Consider the following 19,824-nt stretch of genomic DNA (forward strand, 5'->3'; position numbering starts at 1 on the left):
TTTCTTTCAAAAATAGCTCAGACCGCCTTTGCCGATCTTCTACAAGCGCTCAAATACCAGGCGGAGGCGGAGTCCGTCGAAAATTCCTGAAGAACTTCTATAAAATACGTTTCCGCACCGGAAAAATCGTTTTGAAAAAAACTCAAAACTCCTTTTTCGAACTTCGCCTTTGTCTTAAAGAATTTTTCAGCGTCCTCGCTCTCCGTATCGCAGAATTCCAAAACCGCAAGATCTTCTTTCTTTCCCTTAACAAAGGTTCTTCCCAAATATCGATAGAGAAAGATGGAAGGATCCTTTAGAGAGGAAAAAGCAGTTTCGCTCAGAAGAATTTTGGCGCCGTAATTTTTAGTAAGCCCTTCGATTCGAGACGCGGTATTTACGGTATCCGAGATCACCGTAACTTCCATTCTATTTTTAGAACCGATGGTTCCCAACATAACGGGTCCTTTGTGAACCGCGATTCCAGTTTGAATGGATCTATAACCCTGACGGTTTCTATCTACGTTATACGCCTTTAGCTGTCGATGCATTTCGATCGCGGCCATCAAACCGTCGTCGACATTCGTTTCAAAAAGAGCCATGATGGCGTCGCCGATAAACTTATCGATCGTTCCGGAATGTTTTTCAACTGCAGGAGTCATTCTCTCCAGATAAGAATTTAGAAAATTAAAATTTTCTTGAGGGCTCATCGTCTCCGAAAGTTCAGTAAACGACCGAATATCCGAAAACAAAACCGTCATTTCTTTCTGAATCTGATCTCCGAGAGAAACCTGAATCACTTCATTCTTACCCAATAGATTGATCAGTTTCGATGGAACAAACCTCGCAAAGGATTCATTCAAACGCGCCTGTTTTTCGATCGAGTCGTTTTGTTCCCTTATAAGTTCCTTCTGAGCTTCTTGTTTGTCTTTGATCAACAGAGAGATCCTATCTCCTAACCCCAAGGAGAGTAACGTGACTTCCAGACCGGAACCGATCTGCATACTAAATTCAGTCACAAAGTTTACCGGAATAAAGCCGATCGTCTTGAGTGCGTAAAACACTCCTCCAAAAAGCAAAGCGGAGAACGCGATCATAAAATAACGTGCCGGTCGAAACCCGGATAACAATGCTTTCATACCAAATCCAAGAATGGAAAACACCGTAAATAATCCAAGGATAGCGACTTGAAACGCGGCTTGAGTTAGAGTTACGAAAAAGGAAGAAATGGAAGCCACCGCACAAAGTAAGATCAATATCCAATTGAACTTATGCAATTTGGGAAACGTATTCTTCGTATCCAAAAAGTCGCGAGTAAAAAGTAAAATGCTCAATTCTAAAAGACCCGCTAAAAAAGGATTCATCCTTCGAGCGCCCCAGGAAAAATCCGGCCAGAAATATTCGTAAGCGAAACCGTATTGAGACATCAGAAAAAGTGCAAAACAAAGTATATAAAAAACGTAATAGAAATAACTTTTATCTCTTACCGTCAAAAGTAGAAAAAGATTATACACGGCCATCGCAATCAAAATTCCGAAATAGATTCCGTTGATATATTGAATATTTCTAATATTCTTATGAAACGCGGTCGGTTCCCAGAGTATCAACGGCATCTGCATGCTGTCGTCGTTCTTAAATCGAAAATAATAGGTCGATTCTCCCGGAGACACTTGGATCGGAAAAACGAAAGTATGACTTTTGATCGGTCTTTCCGCAAAAGGTTTCGTAATACCTACCACTGTTTCTTTGAAGCCGCCCGCGTCCGGAGCGTAAAGTGCGATCTCGTCAATGAGAGGGAACGTCACCTCTATCATCTTTTCTCGAACGGAATTTTCTGGATTAGAAAGAGTAAATTTCAACCAATAAGACGACTTTGTAAATCCAAAGGATGGATTCGCTTGATCTGAATTTTGGAACGCAAGCCCTTGAACTGAATCGATGGTAAATTTAGAATCCGGATCTTCCAGAATTTGAGAGTAAATGCCCAAACGAACCTGGTCGTTCTCAAAAGGGATTCTTTCTCCAAAGATCGGCGCCGATAGAAAAAGAAATAAAAGTCCTATAGCATGAATCAAACTCACCTTATTCCATCTCCCTTGTTTTCAAGCAAATCCAAGCAAGGGTTTACTCATCGGAAAAAACGATAAACAACTATTTATTTCCAAGATAAAAAATGGAAATTATGAGGAAGAATTGAGAGAGTCGTATTCGTTTATTAAAATCGAAGATTTGATTCTAACATACGATCTTATATTTCAACAATACGATTATAAGATTACGAAACGAAAGCCCATCTTTTCAAAGATAAAAATTCTTTCAAGATACGTATCTGACTTTCTGAGAATCTTCCTTTCTCGGAGAAACGCCGTGAATTCTTTTGAATGCTTTTGAAAAGGCAAACGCGGAAGAATAACCTACGATTCTCGCCACCTCTTCCAAGGTTGCGCCTTGGTCCTGAATTAAACTTCTTCCTTTTTCGATCCGGAGTCTTGCGAGATAATCCATAGGAGTACAACCCAAGACTTCTCGAAAACGATTCGCAAGAGAGGCCCTTGAAATTCCAACGTCCCGAGCCAGATTCTCAAGAGTCCAAGAATACGCCGGTCTTTTATGAAGAGCGCCTAACGCTGCTAAAATTTTCTCGTCCTTAAACGCGCTCCTCCATCCGGGTGAAAGCGAAGGGTGAGTTTCCAACCAATGACGTATAACGTAATAAAGAAGAATATCGGTCAATCTCTGAAGAATCAGATCGGATCCGAGTTCCAAATCCACTTCTTGAGAAATCAAGATCAAAGTCGTATGTAATGGATGATGAGGAGGAATTTCTCCGGATCGAATGAGGATATGATCCGGAAGTTCTAAAAAAAACGGATGTTGAGTTGTCTCCGGAACCTCGTAACGAACGGAAACAAAAGTAGTGATCGGAGCTCCCGAAAATTTTGAATCTTTCGCCAAAACCTCTTTGAACTTGTTGATATCCATCGCTCTTTGATTCGGAGAAGATACGAGCTCGTGATTGAATCCCTTTGCGATAAATAGAATATCCCCTTTCTCCAAAGGAATACATTTCCCTTGAAAGCGAACAAAACAAGAACCCTGGGAAAGAAGATGAAATCCGCCGCTCTTTTCACAAGGGAAACGAAGTCCCCAAGCCTGATACATCGATCTCCTTGCAAGAATATCCGTTTTCCAAGCGGCCGCGGTAAGAATTTCGGAAAGTAAATCCATAGATCGACTTTATCACAAGATATCCAAAAGTCGAATCATTTATACGATTGGACATGCTTTTTGGATCATAGGACATAGCCAGATTCTTAATTTTAGGCTACTATCTTTTTAGGAGAATAAAGAATGAAAATATTTGTATATGCGGCGACCGGTCTTGTATCGGGACTCGTAGTTGACGGTCTATTAGCAAAAGGTCATGAAGTCTACGCAGCGGCAAGAAATCCTGAATCCGGTAAAAAGGCTCCAAATCTTCACTGGGTTAAAGCGGATGCGTTGCAACCCAATCTTGGACTCGAAGTTTTGGATCAAGTGGATAGGGCCTTCTTTCTTTCCCCCACAGGTTTTACGGATCAATTTGGGGTTCTTAATCCGTGGATAGAAAAAGCAAAGTCTAAAAAATTACAGAAAATTGTACTCATGACCGCGATCGGCGTGGAACATTCTCCGGAGGATATGCCTCTTCGAAAATTGGAAATCACTCTGAAAAATTCCGGAATTGCTTACAATATCATTCGTCCGAATTGGTTTATGCAAAACTTTCAGACTTTCTGGATTTCAGGAATCTTAAAGGATAAAAAAATCTATTTTCCTGCCGGTGATGCAAAAGCAAGTTTTATCGACGTAAGAGACATCGCGTCGTCGGCCGTATCTCTCTTATTGAATGATTCTTCCAATGGAAAAGAATTTATGCTCACTGGAAAAGAATCAATCACTCACGACGAGGCCGCTCAGAAGTTATCCAAAGCCACAGGCTTAAACATCACATTTAAGGATATTACTTCGGAAGAATTTAAAAAGAATCTACTCAGTGCCGGTGTTTCCGAAGATTATTCGAACGTCTTAGTCTATATCGCGGGCCTTCTCAAAGAAGGACATGTAGCTGCGATTTCAAACGACGTAAAAGAAATCACCGGAAAGGATCCGATTAGCTTTGATCAATATGCCAACGACAACAAAAAAGTCTGGCTAAATTAGAATTTTTTGAAGCCCGAATCGCAAACAACGCTCGGGCTTTCTTCCCGAAAATTAGTCGTTCATGAATTTTCTTTTATAAACGAAAATCGATTCGAAAGAATTTTTTGAAATTCTTCAAAACAAGAATTGCAAAAAGTCTAATTTTCTGCTGAATAAGCTATGTTTAGAAAGGAGAATTTCGATTCATGAAAATTAAAGGAATTGCACTCGCATTCTTGTTATCCGCTTCGATCCTGCAAGCGGAACCTTTTCAACTCAAAAGCCCCGAGCTCACTGCGGGAAAACTGATCGCCGACGAACAAGTGTTTAACGGTTTCGGTTGCACCGGTGGGAACGTTTCACCTTCTCTCTCTTGGTCCGGACTTCCAAAAGATACAAAGAGCATTGCTGTGACAGTTTACGATCCGGACGCGCCTACCGGAAGCGGATGGTGGCACTGGGTCGTATTCAATCTACCGGCTACGACTATGTCGATTCCTGCAAACTCAGGAAATCTCGAGAAAAATCTTTTACCGAAGGAATCCGTTCAAAGTAGAACTGACTTTGGAACCGGCGGTTACGGCGGTCCTTGTCCTCCAAAGGGCGATAAACCTCATCGTTATATCTTCACGGTCTATGCTTTGAAAGATAAAATCGGAGCAGATCAAAATTCTTCCGGCGCTTTGATCGGCTTTTATATCAATCAACTCAAAATCGGCGAAGCAAAACTCGTAGCGAAATTCGGAAGATAAAACTACTCACTAAAATTTTTTGTTTATACCTCTTGGCAAAAGTTTTGTCCGGAGGTATAAATTTTATGAATTTATTTTTTGAAAATTTCGTAAGATTCTCGATTTCAAGCCCAGACTTCGAATCGAAAGCGATTTCAAATTCCGGGTAAGACCACGGAGTGAAGACTCAGAAGTTTTTCTTTTCCCTTTACCTTTACTTCCCCCATTCCGACGGTTTGAAAATCGTTTCCGACCCGATCCAAAACTTCTTGAGAAACTAAAAAGTCCACATTCAATTCTTTGCATGCAGATTCGATTCGAGAGGCCGCGTTTACGGCGTCTCCTATCACGGTAAACTCCAACCTTTCCTCGGTTCCAATATTACCGCAAATGGCTTCTCCAAAGTGAATTCCGATCCCTTGTCTGATTTCCGGGAGACCTTTTCGAGTTCTTAAAATATTCAAATTTCTTAATGCCTTTTTCATTTCGATTCCTGCGAGCATTGCGTTGTTACAATCCGCTTCCGTGGATTCGGGAATTCCAAAAGTTACCAAAATTCCGTCGCCGATAAATTTATCCACGGAGCCTCCGTTTTCAAAAACGACACGAACCATCTCTCGATGATACTCGGTTAAAAGAGAAATCACCTCCGCCGGGGAAAGTTTTTCGGATATCATAGTAAAGTCTCGAATGTCGCAAAACAAAACCGCGATCTTTTGAATTCTTCCTCCGGGTGCAAAAAGATTATCCTCCGCTGTGATTCTTTGAATCACTCCGGGAGAAAAATATCTTCCAAGTTGCGAACTTTTCCTTTCAAGGACGACGGATTCTTTCAAAAGTGCGCGCGCAGTAAAGGCGATAAAAGAAACGATACCTCCGTATAACAAGACCAAGGCGCTCATCGAAAAATAATACTCAGGGTTTGCTTTGGGAGTTAAAAACGTTTCGGAAAGACTCGAAGTCCATTCTACATTCGGATCCCTTTGAACGTACAAAAACATCCAGACTGAAATCGCCAACGAACCCAAAGAGACCAAGATCGGATACAACGGCTTGAGAGATAACCCACTCAACAAAATAAAAACGGCAGCGATCGGAATAAAACCTGTTTTCATAAGATAGGTTTTTGGAATCGTTTCCCCTCCGACTGAATCATACCAGGTCCAAGGGAGAATCGAAAGAATCAAGATATCAAGACTTACTCCCGCCCAACCCGCAATTCGATTATCATCCTTGAGACAAAATCGGTCCTTCGATAAGAACCAAACCATCCCCGCAGAAGCAAATGCGGCCCCTGCATATAAAATAAGAATCCAGATTCTTTCCGTACCACTTTGTGAAACGTTCAAGCTCGGTGGAATAAAAGAGGCGGCGATGATTATTCTAAGAACGTAACCGATTCTAAATGCGCGCTTTTCTTTTTGTCCGAGAATATCTTCCGTTGGTTGCATCGTCGTAATCCTTTGCAATATGATAAAAGCTTAAACATTCGTGTTTTGCTTTGAAATTATTATGAAATTATAAAAACCGATTTGTTAATAAAGGCGATCGAGTTTTGAAATCGATTCCGAAACGTTCTTCGTTTAACGTTTTCTTCCGTAATGTTCGACTTCAATTTAAAATAAATTCTTTACAATTCTAAATTCTTTCTGAAACTTCTTTTCCCACAAGGACAACATTTACGATGAAACGATTGTTTTTATTTTTCATTTTCTTTCTTATTCTCTCTTCCGCTTTTGGTCAGAGTGTTTCTCTTTGGCAGACGATGTTTGGAGGAGAACAGTTCAACGGACTCAAGCCGAATGAATGCCCGGAAGAACTTCCGTCCGGCCTTGCTTCCTTTAAAGACGGCAGCTTTGTCGTCGTCGGCTCTTCCAACGATTGCGCCAAAGAGGATATGAATTCTAAAATTGAACAAAAGAAATACAGCGCGGCTTGGGCCGCTAAAATCGACACGAACGGAAATCCGGTTTGGTGGAGATATCTCTTTCCGAGTAAACCCGTAGACATGGACGGATATACAATCGGAGTTCACAATCACGAGAGTTATCGAGGAGAACATCTCATCGCAACTCAAGACGGTAATTTCGTCGCCGCGGGTTCGATCGGAAGTTCGACGTTCAATCGCAAACTTTCTTTTTCCAAACACAACGCTCAAGGCGAATTGATCGTAGACCGTTTTATCCATGCAAACGAATTCTGTGACGGCTTTTGCGGTTTGGAAGATCCGCAGATTTTCCATTTGCATGAACTTTCCAATGAAAAGTTTCGAGGACTCGTTTCCGTTTCGCATAAGTTGGAAACAACCGAGAAAGAAGGAAACACAACGGTCGTTTCCACAAAGATCAAGACGAGTTTTTTATATACGCTTTTTGGAAAAGACGGATCGGTTAAGAATTCTAAATATATTCCCGACCTAAGTTTTGCACCGGACGCCAGCGTCGGCCTTCCCGGCGGAGGAATGGTCTTTGCTGTAAGCACGGATAACGTGTCCGGAAAAGAATCTCAAAGAGATGTAATCGTTCAGAGATACGATGAAGACGGAAATCCTCTTTGGAAGAAAAAATTCGGAACGTCGGGGATCGAGGACTTTGCAATTTCTCTGCTAAAACTTTCCGACGGTAATCTTCTTTTATCGGGAGGAGTTTCCGGCGCAGGAAACAAATCGGTCTGGCTTTTAAAACTTTCCCCCAACGGAGAAACGATCTGGGAAGTAAAACACAAGTTAGGCGGGAATAATTTTTTGGATCCGATTATCGAATCTCCGGATCAGGGGTTTTTAGGAGTTCTTGCAGACGGAGAAGGTCCGATGGTTCTCGTGAGGTTTGATTCTTCCGGTAAAAAAATCTGGGAGAAAAAACATTCACAAAGAGTTTACATGGCGAGTAAAATTCTTAAAAACGAAAAGGGCTACGTTATTCTTTCTTATACGAAGAAAAAGTCGGCCCAGTATGTGGACGCTCTTTTGATTCAAACGGATTGGGATGGAAATATTTCTAAGGACGCGATCCGAAAGAATTTTCCTTAGAAATATTTTTCAGCCGTGGTTTGCGAGGTTGTGGTTGAATCTTCGCAAAGGGGATTGTCCGGGGGAAATGAAAAGTTTTTGTAAAGTAAAACTGAGCTTTGTTTTGTCGGAGGTACGACAGAGTTTTTGACGAAGAATTTTGATTGAAAGAAGCGGGTTTTTCTGTTAAGGGAGAAATCGCCGATTTTTTCCCGCCACCTCTCCTCCTCCACCCAACGAGGGTGGGGACCGGATGTTTCAGAGCGAACGTCGGAACTACGACAGTTCCCCCGTAAAAGTCGCGCGCCCCACCCAAATTTTGGGCGGAGGGGCGGGTGGTGGAAAAATTCCGGAAACTTTCCTATATCACAAAATTCTAATTTTGCAAGAAAAAAGTCCCGTGTAGGAACTCCTAAAAATCCTTCCTTGTGGGATGATTCTCGTTGCAGTTCCTTTCAATTTGTGGGTAAGGTTATGAATCCAACGAGGGTGGGCGCGCGACTTTTCACAGTAAAGTCGGAACTACGACAAAAGTAAAAAGTCTTTATCAATTTTCGAAATCACTTTTGAAAGCCCATTCAGTATTTCTCGATAACGGAAACCATTTCGACAAGATTCCGATTTTTGTTGATTAAGGAATAAATTTCTTGTTTCAGAGAATGTTCGAGGGCCCGGCTGTGTTCTATCTTTATGATGGCAGGAAATCCGATCACATTCAATTTATATAACATTCTTGCGATCATCCTATTTTTGTCGACCGTGGATTCCGGTTCCCTTCCGTTCATGTAAACAACGAGTATCTCAGGGCTCAAAAAGGGCAATATCTCCGACTCTATCTTCTCTTTGCTATTTCTCCGAGAAGTATAACGAAAGAATTTTTTACCTTCGAATTCCTTTAAAAATTCTGAATATTCGGCTTCGCGCTTTTTACGTAAGTTCTTTAGAGCGAATTTTGAAACAAAAAAGATTAAAATCGAAATAAAAAGAAAAATCAAAAGTGGTATCACTGACTTTAAATCCTCGGATTATTTAAAGTTCCTTTTTCACAAAACAAAAACAATCCGTCGTGTGATCCATCACCATCCCCGTGGCTTGCATAAAAGCGTAACAGATCGTCGAACCCACAAACTTGAATCCCCTTTTTTTTAGATCCTTGCTCATCGTTTTGGATTCAAGTGTTTCGTTGGGAGACTCTCGGATCGTTTTCCAAGAATTGTAAATCGTCTTTTGATTCACAAATCCCCAGATATATTTGTCAAAAGAACCGTACTCTTTTTGAATATTCAAAAATAATTGTGCATTTGTAACCGCGGAACGAATCTTCAATTGATTTCGAATGATTCCTTCGTTTGCAAGAAGGGATTGAATCTTTTTCTCTTTGTAATTCGCAACTTTTTTAGGATCAAAATTGTCAAAAGCCTTTCTGTAATTTTCTCTCTTTCTTAAGATTGTGATCCAGGAAAGTCCCGCCTGCGCTCCTTCTAAGATCAAGAACTCAAAAAGTTTTTGATCTTCGTGCACGGGTCTTCCCCATTCCTTGTCGTGATAACTTATATACAACGGGTCCTTTGTCGCCCAGGTGCATCGAGTTTTATTGGATTCTTTTTTCATCTTCTTTTGTTTGGACTTTTGGAAAAAAACTTCCGAGAAAATTCTCAATCTAAGAATGGAAAACGAAATTTTCCCTCTTCGTCAGGTGCGATCTCATAAACCTTTTCCACTGCGTCCATATTCAAGGAACCAAAGATATGCGGAAAAATATTCTTTCCGTTTTCTTTTGAGAATTTGGAAGAATCGCTGGCTTCGTATTTTAATTCCGATTTTAATTTTTCGGTGTTTACGACGAGAAGGACCAAATCCGTTCTTCCTGAAAAAATTCGATTCGCAGTATCTTCCACCTGATTCTTTTTAGAACTGTGGATAAACCCTTCTTTCGCAAGAGAATCCGTGATATAAAAACCGTTCTTGATCGCTTCTTCATAATCTTTTTTAGAAGCGATATTGTAGATATAATTCTTCAAGGATTCTACCATCTCGCGATATGATCTTCGGCCCAACCTTGACCGTTCGTAATCTTGTATTCGTTCTTTCCCAATCGAATAATACCTTCAAATTTTCCGATCATCTGATGTACGGAAGAAGCGAGAATCCCCGTATTCGTATTTGCCTTTCTGTGAAATTCGGGAATAAACTGAAGATCGATCGCTTGAGAATCTTTCGTATACAAATGCCAAGGTTTCATCCAATTTTCTTTGTCGATCTCAAAGATCGCGTTAGACGGAATCTTATAGATTCTCCCGTTAACCAGGATCGCGTTTTCGGTGGTTCCGGTTTCGTCAGTCCATCCGGCTCCGAGATTGATTCCGATTCTTTCTCCTCCGTTATGCGCCACCATGGAAGCCCAGTTCCATTTTGTCGAATAAGGCCAAACCCCTCTTCCGTAATCCAAACAAGCGAAGGAGGTTTCGGGTTCGAATTTGTGTTCCATCGCTCCGTATCGAACGGTTCCACTCGCCCCGACACCGAATAATTTTTCGGTAAACTGAAATTTTCTCTTGGACCAAGGAACAACTACGTTAAGCGTCTCCCAATTCTCAGGAACGGGAATCAAAAGTTCGGCCTGAACCGGGATCTTATTTCTCGGAGAAAAATTGATCGAAAGACGATATCCTTCTTCTTCTCTAAAAAATTGTAACCTCGCGTTATTTCCGATGTAAGTCGCGTTGCTTCCCAGGAGTTGTCCCAAACTCACTCCGGATCCGAATGGGGTAAGAATCGTCCCTTCCTCGAAGTCTCCCGTTTTACGATTCAGCCAATAGACAAAGATGACTCCCGCATAATCGACGTCGGAGATCGTAAACGAAGCTAAGAAGTTTTCGTCGTAGATGCACCAGTAGTTCCATTTCTTTTTTCTTAAGTAGTGCCCGCTCAGATTACATCTGTGTAACGGCTTTTTGGACCAGCCCACCGCGTTTAAATTCAGATTCCCGGATTTATCGCAAAGATTCGTTTCTTGTCTGATTTCAGTCTCTAAGTTCATCTATGAAAACTCTTTTTAGGATAATGAGTACGGATACCAAGGCCGCCTCGGGAAGTCGACCTATTTCCATTCCGATCCTGGTCCGGTTTTGCCATAGGCGGGAATTCCCTTATTACTCGGTAAATTTCTTTTCAAATTATAATTGATTCTATAAATTTTACCATTATTACTCTTTGAACGAACGCATAATCTTTGATAGATTATTTCAATTACGTAAGAACGCAATTTTAGAATTTGATTAGGTGCGAAATGAAATCTTATCTTACAATTCCTATTCTTTGGATTTTACTTCACTCCTGTATTCCCGGAAAAGAAATGAACTCCGGCAATCCAAGAACGAGCGAATACTGGTTGAACCAATTCCTCGCGGGAATCCATCCCATTCTCTTTCGCGAAAACACCGGAACCATAGAATGGATGATACTCGAAGGAAAAGTAGCGGCGACTAGCCGCGGTAAAGACATCGCCCTAGATCCATTCCAAAACGTAATCCTCGCGGGAGAAACGGACGGTGCCCTTTTTAACGGAGCCGTCTTCGGAACTCAAGATCTAATCATTGCCAAATACAACTCCCAAAGCGGTCGCGCTTGGGCTCGTCAGTTGGGTGCATCGGGAGCGCTTCTTACGGTCGTGGGAATCGCGACAGATCCATTAGGGAATGCTTATATCGCCGGATACACGAATGCTGCCTTTTCCGGTCCGATGTTGAGCGGTCAGGATCTTTTTGTAATCAAGGTTTCTTTGGACGGAACTCCGATTTGGAGCAAACAAGTAGGTCCTACCGGAGGAAGCTATTTTCTAAACCCGACGGACATCTGCGTGGATAGTCTCGGAAATTCCTACGTCGTAGGAGACACGAACGGACCTTTCGGTGGCCCGGTCGCAATCTCCGGAACCATGTTTGTGGTCCGTTTTGATTCTTCCGGAAATCAATCCTGGGCGACACAACTTTCGGTTACGGGTGCGAATACGACTGCAAGCGGACTTGCCTGCGATTCTACTTCCGGTACGGCTTTCGTCGCCGGTTGGGGAGGGGCGAATTATTCTACGCTAACCGCTCCAGGAATCGGCGGAAACGATCTTTTCGTTTTTAAATACGACTCGAGTGGAAACAGGCAGTTCTTCACCCACATAGGTCAAGCAAGCGTGGAAATACTTACCGGGCCAATCACTCTGGATCGTTCCGGAAATATTTTTGTGGGAGCTTCGAGTAACGCGGACTTCGGTTTCGGAAACCCGGGAACCACCTATGCTGGAACGATTTTTAAATACGACCAAAGCGGAACTCAACAATGGATTCGACAATTCGGCCTCAATAACGGAACGGCGATAACGACGCCCACGTCCTTGGTCACAGATCTCGCAAACAATGTTTTTTTTACCGGTTATACAGACGGCAATTTGGTGACCGGAACGGGTGCTTCCATCGGCAATAACGATTTATTTTTTACAAAATACAACGGACAAGGAGAACAACAGTGGCTCCGTCAAATCGGAACCGCCGGTGCGACTCTCATTGGCAACGGAATCGTTACCGATCCGGAAGGTGCGCTTTACGGAACGGGTTCTGCAACCGGAACGATCAACGGAATTTCTATCAACGGCACGCAGGATTTGTTTTTAGTCAAGTATCGATAATCGACATACGGAAGAATTTCTTTTCTATTCAAAAAAGATCCTTTTGTTAGAAAGGATCTTAAGACCGTAAACTATGAATCGAAATCGAAGTATCATTCACGTCGGACTCAGCGATTTATTCTTACCGATCGTAGTAAGATCCAAATCGGAAATCCTTCAGTTCCAATCCAAACTGGAAGAATTGGGAATCGAAATCACGGGAACCAACTACGGTCCCAATCAAAACGTCCTTACAAGACAACTTTCTCAGTCGGTTCTTACGATCCAAGTGATCAACGCGGGACCGAATATTACACAACTCTTAATCATTTCCGAAAACCCGGACGGCTCATTGGAATCCATCGAAGAAGATTTTGAAAGAGTGATCGAAGCCTTTGACAAGGTTTGGCAAATTCAAGGGAAGAATGTAGTAAAGAGCGATCTTACCGTTCGTCTCCTAACCGACTCTTCCACAGAACACGCGTTTGGCGAGATCTGGGAAAAACGCCTCAAACAAAACAGAGACAGTTTACAACAACTCGGAAGACCGATCTTAGGAGGAGGACTTCGTTTTGTCCTTCCTCCTCTCAATCCTCAGGATCCGGAAGACCACGGAATCGAAATCAAGATCGAATCCTTCTTTCCCGATCCCCGAAAAATTTTTATCGAAGCGATCTTTCTCTGGGGCGCTCCTCGAATGATTTCCGAAAAATGGAACGCTTCCGATCGAATCCAAAAAGTCATTCAATACGTGGAACAACATCTCATCCCTTTTTTGGATCAAGGTTAAGCCCCGGCTGAACGATCTGCGGCCGCTTCCACAAACCCATAACTGAAATCGAACGGAATCTCTCTACTCCTGTAGGACCTACAGGCTCTTCTGTGAAACTTGGCGGCCCCGCCCTGATCTTGGGTGGTGGGGAGCGGAGGCGGGAAAAACTTCGGGAATTCTTCTCTATCAGAAAATTCTACTTTTTGCAAGTAAATTCCCCGCCCCGAAACCTTGTAGGAACTACGACAAAAACTCCGTTTGGGATCGTCTCTCATTCCAAATCCATTCCCAAGATTCGATTGAGGTTACAACTCTCAGGGCGGGAAGCCCCGCAGAAGTTTCAAAAAAAAATTCAAAAAGGATCGGATTCCCTTGAATTTTTGTCCGGGGAAAACCCTATTCTTAGAAATTAGGACCTAGCCCATGATTCGATTTTTACACAGCGCCGATCTGCATCTCAGTCAAAAAGAAAAGGACTATTCCCTTTCCGTCCTCAAAGAGATCGTCTCGATCGCTTCCGAGGAACAATGCACTCATATCCTTTTTTGCGGAGATCTCTTTGATCGAAACAACGATATCGCGGCCCTCAAAGAAGACGTCAAATCGATCCTCAAATCCTTTTCGGGAAGAATCTTTTATATCCCCGGCAATCACGAGGAACTCGGTCTCGCAGAAGGAACCTACCCGATCTCCGCGGATCTTTCGCCCATGCTCTATCCTCAGAAAGGCGAAAACGTGAAACTCTGGTTGGAAGAATCGGACGGTGTCTCCGCTGAATTTTTCGGTTTTCCGTTTAACAGAAATTTAGATTATTCGAATATTCAATTTAAAGAAAAGAAGGTTCAATACCGGATCGCGCTCCTTCACGGCACCGAAACCAAGATGGTGGAATATCTCGGCCCTTCTCCGGAAGAGGCGGATTCCATTCTGGATTCCGGGCCGTTTCTCGAAGCCAAGTTCGACTATCTCGCGTTAGGTCATATTCATTCCAAACGTTCGGAGGTTTCCGGTTCTCTGATCAAAGCCTATCCAGGCTCGCCTCGTATCGTTTCCTTGGGAGAATCCGGAGTCCGCACCGTAAACATCGTCTCTCTTGGAAAAAACGGAACTCCGGTTTTAAAAGAAAGGGCGATCGTTTCCGCCGGAGAATTTAAGGACTTTTCTCTTTCCGTAACTCTTTCCGGGGAAATTCCTGAACTTGAAAAAACATCTTCTCGTTTTTCACAAGAAGACACGGTTCGAATCCGCGTCTCGGGAATCGTCGAAGACGAACACGTCGTCTCGGAAACCTTAAATCGTTTTAGCGAGTCCGCGCGTTGTAGAAAAATTGAAATCAAAACTTCCGATCTCAAAACCTCTTCGGCGCTTATCGACAACCCCGTCGCAAAAATATTTTATGAAAAGCTAATGGAACTTCAGCGAAACTGGTCCGGCGCGGATGCTCCCGACTGGAATGAAATTTTGGTATTGGGTCTGGAACAAATCGAAGAAAACGCGGGGAAAACCGAAAGATGATTTCCAAACTACAACTTCTTAAATTCGGAAAGTTTCAAAAATCCGACTTCGACCTCAGTCCTTCCGTTACGATCTTTCAAGGAAAAAATGAATCCGGCAAAACCACGATCTTTGACGCGCTTCGTCTCGGAATCGGAAGCAAGTTTCTCACTGCAAGTCAGGAACCGAAAAAAAGTATTCTTTCCCGTTACGGAGATAAGAGTTTGGAAGGTTATCAACTCGTGGGTGAGATTCCCGAACTTTCCAAAGACGCGGCTCCTCAGTATGTGCATTGTGTCTCGCTTCGTGAAGGAGAATTGGAATTTGCGTTTAACAACGAAAAGATGATCAAACCCGAATTCTTACGAAGTAAACTTCTCAACAACGGAGTGAATCTCGAAGGGATTTCGAGTTCCCTCAAAAAAATCTATTCTCCAAAAACGGGAAGCAAAGACTCAAACTTTGTAGAAACTCTCAAAAAAGAAATCTCGGATCTCAAATCAAAAAGAATTCGTCTGACCTCGGAGATCGAAAGTCTTCATTCCCGAAATAAGAACAACGTGGAAATGGAAGGAAAACATCTCAAAGATCAAGAAAGAGTCAACGAGATCAAAGAGAAACTTTCTCAGCTGGAAAAGGAATTCTTTTTGGATTCCAAAATTCAAAAGAAGATTCAACTTTTAGATTCTCTTTCCAAGATCCAAAGATTAAAATCTCTGGAAGAAACTCTCAAAAAAAACTTTCTCTATTCCAAAGACGAATCTTCCGTTTATGAAAATCTTCAAAAGGAAATCGATAAAGTCCAGTCTTCTCTGACTTCTTCGGAAACCTTACTTCAAGACAAACAAAAAGCGATCGATCTCAAAAAGAAAGAATCCGATTCTTTTAAGAATCAGATTTCTCTTCTGCAAAAGATGAAAGTCAAAGCCGAAGAATCGATCGAAAAAATCGATAAAACTCTCAGAGAAGAAGGTTTTACCGAAGAGGTTCGGACCGATCTTTCCAACTCCAATCAAAAAGTCATCGGAGGAGGAATCGCTGGCTTTGGTTTTTTAGGTCTGATGGGAGTTTTGATTTCTCTCTTGGTCGCCAACGTTTCTCCATTCGGACTTTTGATCGGCTCCTTGGTTTCGGCGGGTGCAATCGGCGTCGGTCTTTATCTTTTTACTCAGAAAAAAGAATCCTTAGAAATGCGTTACAGTTCCGCGAAAGAAAGGGACGCTGTTTCCAAAAGATTAAACGAATGGAATCTAACGTTTCCTGAAAACCCGATTTCTCCGATCGACAGGATGGATATTCTCAGACAATTCTTAGCAAAACAGATTCAAAATTTTGAATCTAAATCGGAGCAAATCGAAACCCTGGAAAAGGAACTCAAGGTTTTGACCGAAACCTTGGAAACGATCCAATCCAAAGGCAAATTGGAAAGAGAAAAACTTTCCGAACTCCAAAGCAAACGAAACTCTTGGCTGAACGAAAGAAGAATCACCACAATTCAAGAATATCACAAACAAGTAGCCGAGTTTCAATCCCAGTCCAAGATTCTCGCAGAAACCTCTCAAAAACTCCGATCGACAAACGCCGGAAAGAATCCGGAAGAATTGGAAATTCAATGGAAGACTGAAATTTCCACCTTGGATGAAATTCCAACACAAGGTCTGCAAGAAGCGGAAAAACTTTCCAAAAATTCGCAAAAGAAAGAATTGGAAACGGAACTTCAGTCTTTGGAGAAAAGATTAAACGAACTCAAAACGGAAATCAAAGTCGAAGACACGAGAATCCAGGATTCTCTTCCGGAAAAAGAAAAAGATCTGATTTCTACTCTTCAACTCCTTGCCGAAAAGGAAAAAGAATTTTTGAGTTTAGAATCCAGACGAAAATCCGCGAAGATCGCGCAGGAAATTGTAGAAGATATTTCCAAGGATCAGTCTTTCCAATTTGTTTCCATCGCTTCGGAAATCCGCAAAGATCTCAACCTTCTTCTTCCTAAAAGAGAAGTTTCATTCGAGGCTCTCGATAAAAAAGAACTGATCAAGATGGAGGACGCCGCGGGCCAGCTTAGGTCCATCGACCATCTTTCCGGCGGAACCTTGGCGACGTTCTACCTAATCTTCAAATTATTTTTGGCTCGTAAGACCGTTCCCAAAAACGGAATTCTTTTATTGGATGAACCCTTTGTTCATCTGGATCCGGTGAGGGTTCAATCGGCTCTTTCTTACTTAAAAAGTTTTCAAGAAGAAACGGAATATCAAATTTGTTTTTTTACAAAACAAGAAGAACTTTCTGAAACGATTCTGAAAATTTTTAAGAAGGCCAAAAAAATCTCCCTGGAGTGAGACAATGTCCGACTTCGGACTTTTATCGAGAAGATAAGAATCCGGTATATGCAAAGATTCTTAACTCATTTTTAAGAATGAAATTTATTTCTGATTGACCTTAGGTTGTAGAGAAGAACATTCTTTCTCAAACATATTATCAGAGGTTAACTTTGAAAACTCTATTCAGTAGAATTCTCATTTTGCTTTTACTTTCCCAAGTTTATAATTGCTTATTATTTGATACGCTCGGAATCGCTCCGGGAAGAATCAAGGGATCCGAAGCCGCAGGTCAAATCAAGGACGCAGCAATCGTTACCGATTTGATCAACTCTACCATTTTGAGCGGTCGAGCTACGGTTTCTATCCTTTCCATCTTGGCGGACCAATTGGCCGGTATCAAATCCGACGGCAAATACGTGAAATCGGAAGTAGACGATTGTATCGCGGAAATCAAAGGCCTGAGCGGCTATCTCATTGGAGCTCCTCTTACGATCTTGCTTCAATCCAAATGTTCTTTGAAAGAAGATAAAGTAATCTTAGATTCTCCTTTCCCTGAATTTTAATCTTTAGTTCTCTCGAGCCGGAACTCGGCTCGAGTCCTCTCAATTCCTTCTTCACTTCCAACCTCGTATTTAAAAAAACTGAACTGTCTTTTTAGAAATCGATCCGTTGAAAACAAATGTTTCTCCGTAATTTTACTCGGAGCGGACTTGAAGTTCGTTTTCAAGTCCTTTTACAAAAAAAGTTTTGTCGGAACTTCGGCAAACATTCTGCTTTAAATTGCAGGCTCAGAATTTCAAAAGAGGGAAGATCGAAACGGTTTTCATTTTAAGAATCGGATTCTATCTTGTAAAGACCGCGACACTTTCCAGATGACTCGTGTGCGGAAATAAATCCACGGGAGTCAATTTTTCATAACGGAAAGATTTGGTCAGTTCCAACGCGTCTCTGCGCAAAGTTTCCGGATTACAGGAAACATAAAGGACTCTTCCCACTTTAGAATTTAATAATATCTTTTTGGTTTCCGGATCCAGTCCTTCTCTCGGCGGATCTACGATCACCACGTCGGGCTTTTCGTTTAAAGAAGATTGGAGCGTCTGAAGAACTTTACCTTTTGTAAAGATTGCATTCTCCACTTGATTGGCTTTCGCGGCTCCGATTGCAGAACGAATGGAATTCGGATTCTCCTCCAAGCCGATGACCTTTTTGGATTTGGAAGCGGCGTAAAGAGTGATCGTTCCGATCCCACAGTAAGCGTCGACGACGACCGAATTGGAAGGAAGATCGTCCAAAACCAGATTGTATAGGTTTTCGATTTGAAACGGATTGACTTGAAAGAATGTGGAAAGACCGATCTGAAAGTTCAAATCTCCGATTTTCTCTTTGATAAAATGTCTTCCATACCAGGTGGTCTCCTTGTCTCCCAAAACCACCTTTGTATTTCTCTGATTCACGTTCTGTAAAATTCCGACCACTTCAGCCTTCGATTTTTCAGCGCTTAAGAATTGTTTGATATACGAATGTAGACTATTGGTGATATTTTTTCTTCCCGGTATTTCACTCGCGTTGGTTACGATCCCGACGAGAATTTCCTGAGAAGCGTTAGCCTTTCTCAAAACGATATGTCTTAAAAGACCGTTTCCATTTTTTTCAAAGTATGGACTGAGATTTTCAGTTCTTGCCCAGTGTCTTATCGCGGAAGCAACTGTGGTCAAGTCGGCGTCCTGAATTCTACATTCTTTCTGATCGATGATGAAAGTATTTTCTTTGTTGTGTAGTCCGAGCGTTAGAACCGTCTTTTTGCCAATCTTACGATGTCCGAATGGAAGTTGAACCTTATGACGATACATCTGATCCTTCGGACTTTTTACGATCGTTCGGATCTCTAATCCCTTAAAACCACCGAACTGTTTTTCAATCTCTTCTTGTTTTAGCTGAAGTTGTTTTTCGTAACCGATATGCAATCGATCACAACCGGCGCACTCCGGGTAGTGTTGACAAGATTGACTCGCAGGAGGTTTCATTCTCCTTTCAGGCTTTTGATCCTATCCGGTCTGTCAATTGAATTCGGCCTTTAAGCCTTTTACATCAGATAGATTTTTCCGTGTTTATCCTTGATCATCGGATCCGCCCCGTGTTTGAGAAGAAGCTCGGCAAACTCTGACATTCCGTGAGAAGACTTAGCCAAGTTCATACAAGTCACTCCGTCAAAATCCTGCACGTTCGGATCCGCACCCTTCTCCAAAAGAATTTGAAATGGTATAAGTTTTCCTTCGTTCACGCAGTGATGTAGAGGGCTCATCCCGTTTGTATCCTTTTGATTGAGATCGGCTCCGAATGAAATCAATATTGACATCATCTCAGGAGAAGAATCTTCCAAAATAGAATGGATCAAAGGAGTCAAACCCGTGACTTCATCCGTTCGATTCGGATCGGCTATAAATTCCAAAAGAACTTTCACTACTTCTTCATTTTGATATTTTACCGCGAGAGAAACGGGATTCATCCCGTAGTATCGGATCGCATTCGGATCCAAGCCGTTCTGCAAAAGTTTTTTCAACCCGGAAGGATTTCCCTTTTTGATCGCTCTAAAAAAAAGAAATCGTTTCCAAAAAGAAACGTTCCCTTCTCGATTTGAATTCTCTTCGAGTTTGTTTTGATTCATCTCTTTCCCCGTAAAACGC

The 19,824-nt window shown here is 42.1% G+C and carries 17 protein-coding genes; 8 read left to right on the top strand and 9 right to left on the bottom strand.

The annotated features are described in order from the left end of the window. Positions 1–17: 17 nt before the first annotated feature. Positions 18–2,060, bottom strand: a complete 2,043-nt coding sequence (locus A0128_RS16910; RefSeq protein WP_069608579.1) for a 7TM diverse intracellular signaling domain-containing protein — start codon at positions 2,058–2,060, stop codon at positions 18–20. Positions 2,061–2,295: 235 nt separating this feature from the next. Beyond that, positions 2,296–3,207, bottom strand: a complete 912-nt coding sequence (locus A0128_RS16915) for an AraC family transcriptional regulator (RefSeq protein ID WP_069608580.1) — start codon at positions 3,205–3,207, stop codon at positions 2,296–2,298. 123 nt (positions 3,208–3,330) lie between these two features. On the opposite strand from A0128_RS16915, the gene A0128_RS16920 reads away from it, so the two are divergent. Together A0128_RS16920 and A0128_RS16925 are read left to right on the top strand one after the other, a co-directional pair. Further along, positions 3,331–4,182 (top strand): NmrA family NAD(P)-binding protein, encoded by an 852-nt coding sequence (locus A0128_RS16920; protein ID WP_069608581.1) that lies wholly within the window; start codon positions 3,331–3,333, stop codon positions 4,180–4,182. Between the two features lie 185 nt (positions 4,183–4,367). After that, entirely contained in the window at positions 4,368–4,913 is a 546-nt protein-coding gene (locus A0128_RS16925) for a YbhB/YbcL family Raf kinase inhibitor-like protein (protein ID WP_069608582.1), read from the top strand. A gap of 134 nt (positions 4,914–5,047) precedes the next feature. Here A0128_RS16925 and A0128_RS16930 read toward each other — a convergent pair whose 3' ends face one another. Beyond that, on the bottom strand, positions 5,048–6,343 hold the full coding sequence (locus tag A0128_RS16930; RefSeq protein WP_069608583.1) for an adenylate/guanylate cyclase domain-containing protein: 1,296 nt from the start codon (positions 6,341–6,343) through the stop codon (positions 5,048–5,050). A gap of 233 nt (positions 6,344–6,576) precedes the next feature. Here A0128_RS16930 and A0128_RS16935 point away from each other — a divergent pair, with 233 nt between their 5' ends. Then, positions 6,577–7,920, top strand: a complete 1,344-nt coding sequence (locus tag A0128_RS16935; protein WP_069608584.1) for a hypothetical protein — start codon at positions 6,577–6,579, stop codon at positions 7,918–7,920. Between the two features lie 557 nt (positions 7,921–8,477). Here A0128_RS16935 and A0128_RS22165 read toward each other — a convergent pair. The 4 genes from A0128_RS22165 to A0128_RS16955 all read right to left on the bottom strand — a co-directional run bounded on the left by A0128_RS22165 (position 8,478) and on the right by A0128_RS16955 (position 10,939). After that, complete coding sequence (locus tag A0128_RS22165; RefSeq protein ID WP_156781867.1) at positions 8,478–8,711, bottom strand: hypothetical protein; 234 nt, start codon at positions 8,709–8,711, stop codon at positions 8,478–8,480. 217 nt (positions 8,712–8,928) lie between these two features. Then, entirely contained in the window at positions 8,929–9,510 is a 582-nt protein-coding gene (locus tag A0128_RS16945; protein WP_069609366.1) for a DNA-3-methyladenine glycosylase I, read from the bottom strand. 44 nt (positions 9,511–9,554) lie between these two features. Then, a complete protein-coding gene (locus A0128_RS16950) occupies positions 9,555–9,932 on the bottom strand; it encodes a DUF952 domain-containing protein (RefSeq protein ID WP_069608586.1) in 378 nt (125 codons plus the stop codon). Continuing rightward, positions 9,926–10,939: a DUF2804 domain-containing protein gene (locus A0128_RS16955; protein ID WP_069608587.1), complete on the bottom strand. Its 1,014-nt coding sequence runs from the start codon at positions 10,937–10,939 to the stop codon at positions 9,926–9,928. Before A0128_RS16955 ends, A0128_RS16950 begins: the two co-directional genes overlap by 7 nt. Positions 10,940–11,188: 249 nt before the next feature. Here A0128_RS16955 and A0128_RS16960 point away from each other — a divergent pair, with 249 nt between their 5' ends. From A0128_RS16960 to A0128_RS16990, 5 genes are all read left to right on the top strand, one after another. Continuing rightward, positions 11,189–12,577 carry an SBBP repeat beta-propeller lipoprotein, LipL53 family gene (locus tag A0128_RS16960; protein WP_069608588.1) on the top strand — a complete coding sequence of 463 codons (1,389 nt, stop codon included), beginning with the start codon at positions 11,189–11,191 and terminating at the stop codon, positions 12,575–12,577. Between the two features lie 73 nt (positions 12,578–12,650). Continuing rightward, complete coding sequence (locus A0128_RS16965) at positions 12,651–13,346, top strand: hypothetical protein (protein ID WP_069608589.1); 696 nt, start codon at positions 12,651–12,653, stop codon at positions 13,344–13,346. 405 nt (positions 13,347–13,751) lie between these two features. Continuing rightward, positions 13,752–14,843 carry a metallophosphoesterase family protein gene (locus tag A0128_RS16980; protein ID WP_069608592.1) on the top strand — a complete coding sequence of 364 codons (1,092 nt, stop codon included), beginning with the start codon at positions 13,752–13,754 and terminating at the stop codon, positions 14,841–14,843. Further along, positions 14,840–17,158 (top strand): ATP-binding protein, encoded by a 2,319-nt coding sequence (locus A0128_RS16985; protein ID WP_069608593.1) that lies wholly within the window; start codon positions 14,840–14,842, stop codon positions 17,156–17,158. The genes A0128_RS16980 and A0128_RS16985 overlap by 4 nt, the downstream gene beginning before the upstream one ends. Positions 17,159–17,310: 152 nt before the next feature. Then, entirely contained in the window at positions 17,311–17,703 is a 393-nt protein-coding gene (locus tag A0128_RS16990; RefSeq protein ID WP_069608594.1) for a TIGR04452 family lipoprotein, read from the top strand. Between the two features lie 279 nt (positions 17,704–17,982). Here the strand turns inward: A0128_RS16990 and rlmD are convergent, their stop codons facing one another. Together rlmD and A0128_RS17000 are read right to left on the bottom strand one after the other, a co-directional pair. After that, a complete protein-coding gene (rlmD, locus tag A0128_RS16995) occupies positions 17,983–19,164 on the bottom strand; it encodes a 23S rRNA (uracil(1939)-C(5))-methyltransferase RlmD (protein ID WP_069608595.1) in 1,182 nt (393 codons plus the stop codon). A gap of 59 nt (positions 19,165–19,223) precedes the next feature. After that, positions 19,224–19,805, bottom strand: coding sequence for an ankyrin repeat domain-containing protein (locus tag A0128_RS17000; protein ID WP_069608596.1), 582 nt, complete (start codon positions 19,803–19,805; stop codon positions 19,224–19,226). Positions 19,806–19,824 lie beyond the last annotated feature (19 nt).

The sequence above is a fragment of the Leptospira tipperaryensis genome, assembly GCF_001729245.1.
In the GTDB taxonomy this organism is placed as follows: domain Bacteria; phylum Spirochaetota; class Leptospiria; order Leptospirales; family Leptospiraceae; genus Leptospira; species Leptospira tipperaryensis.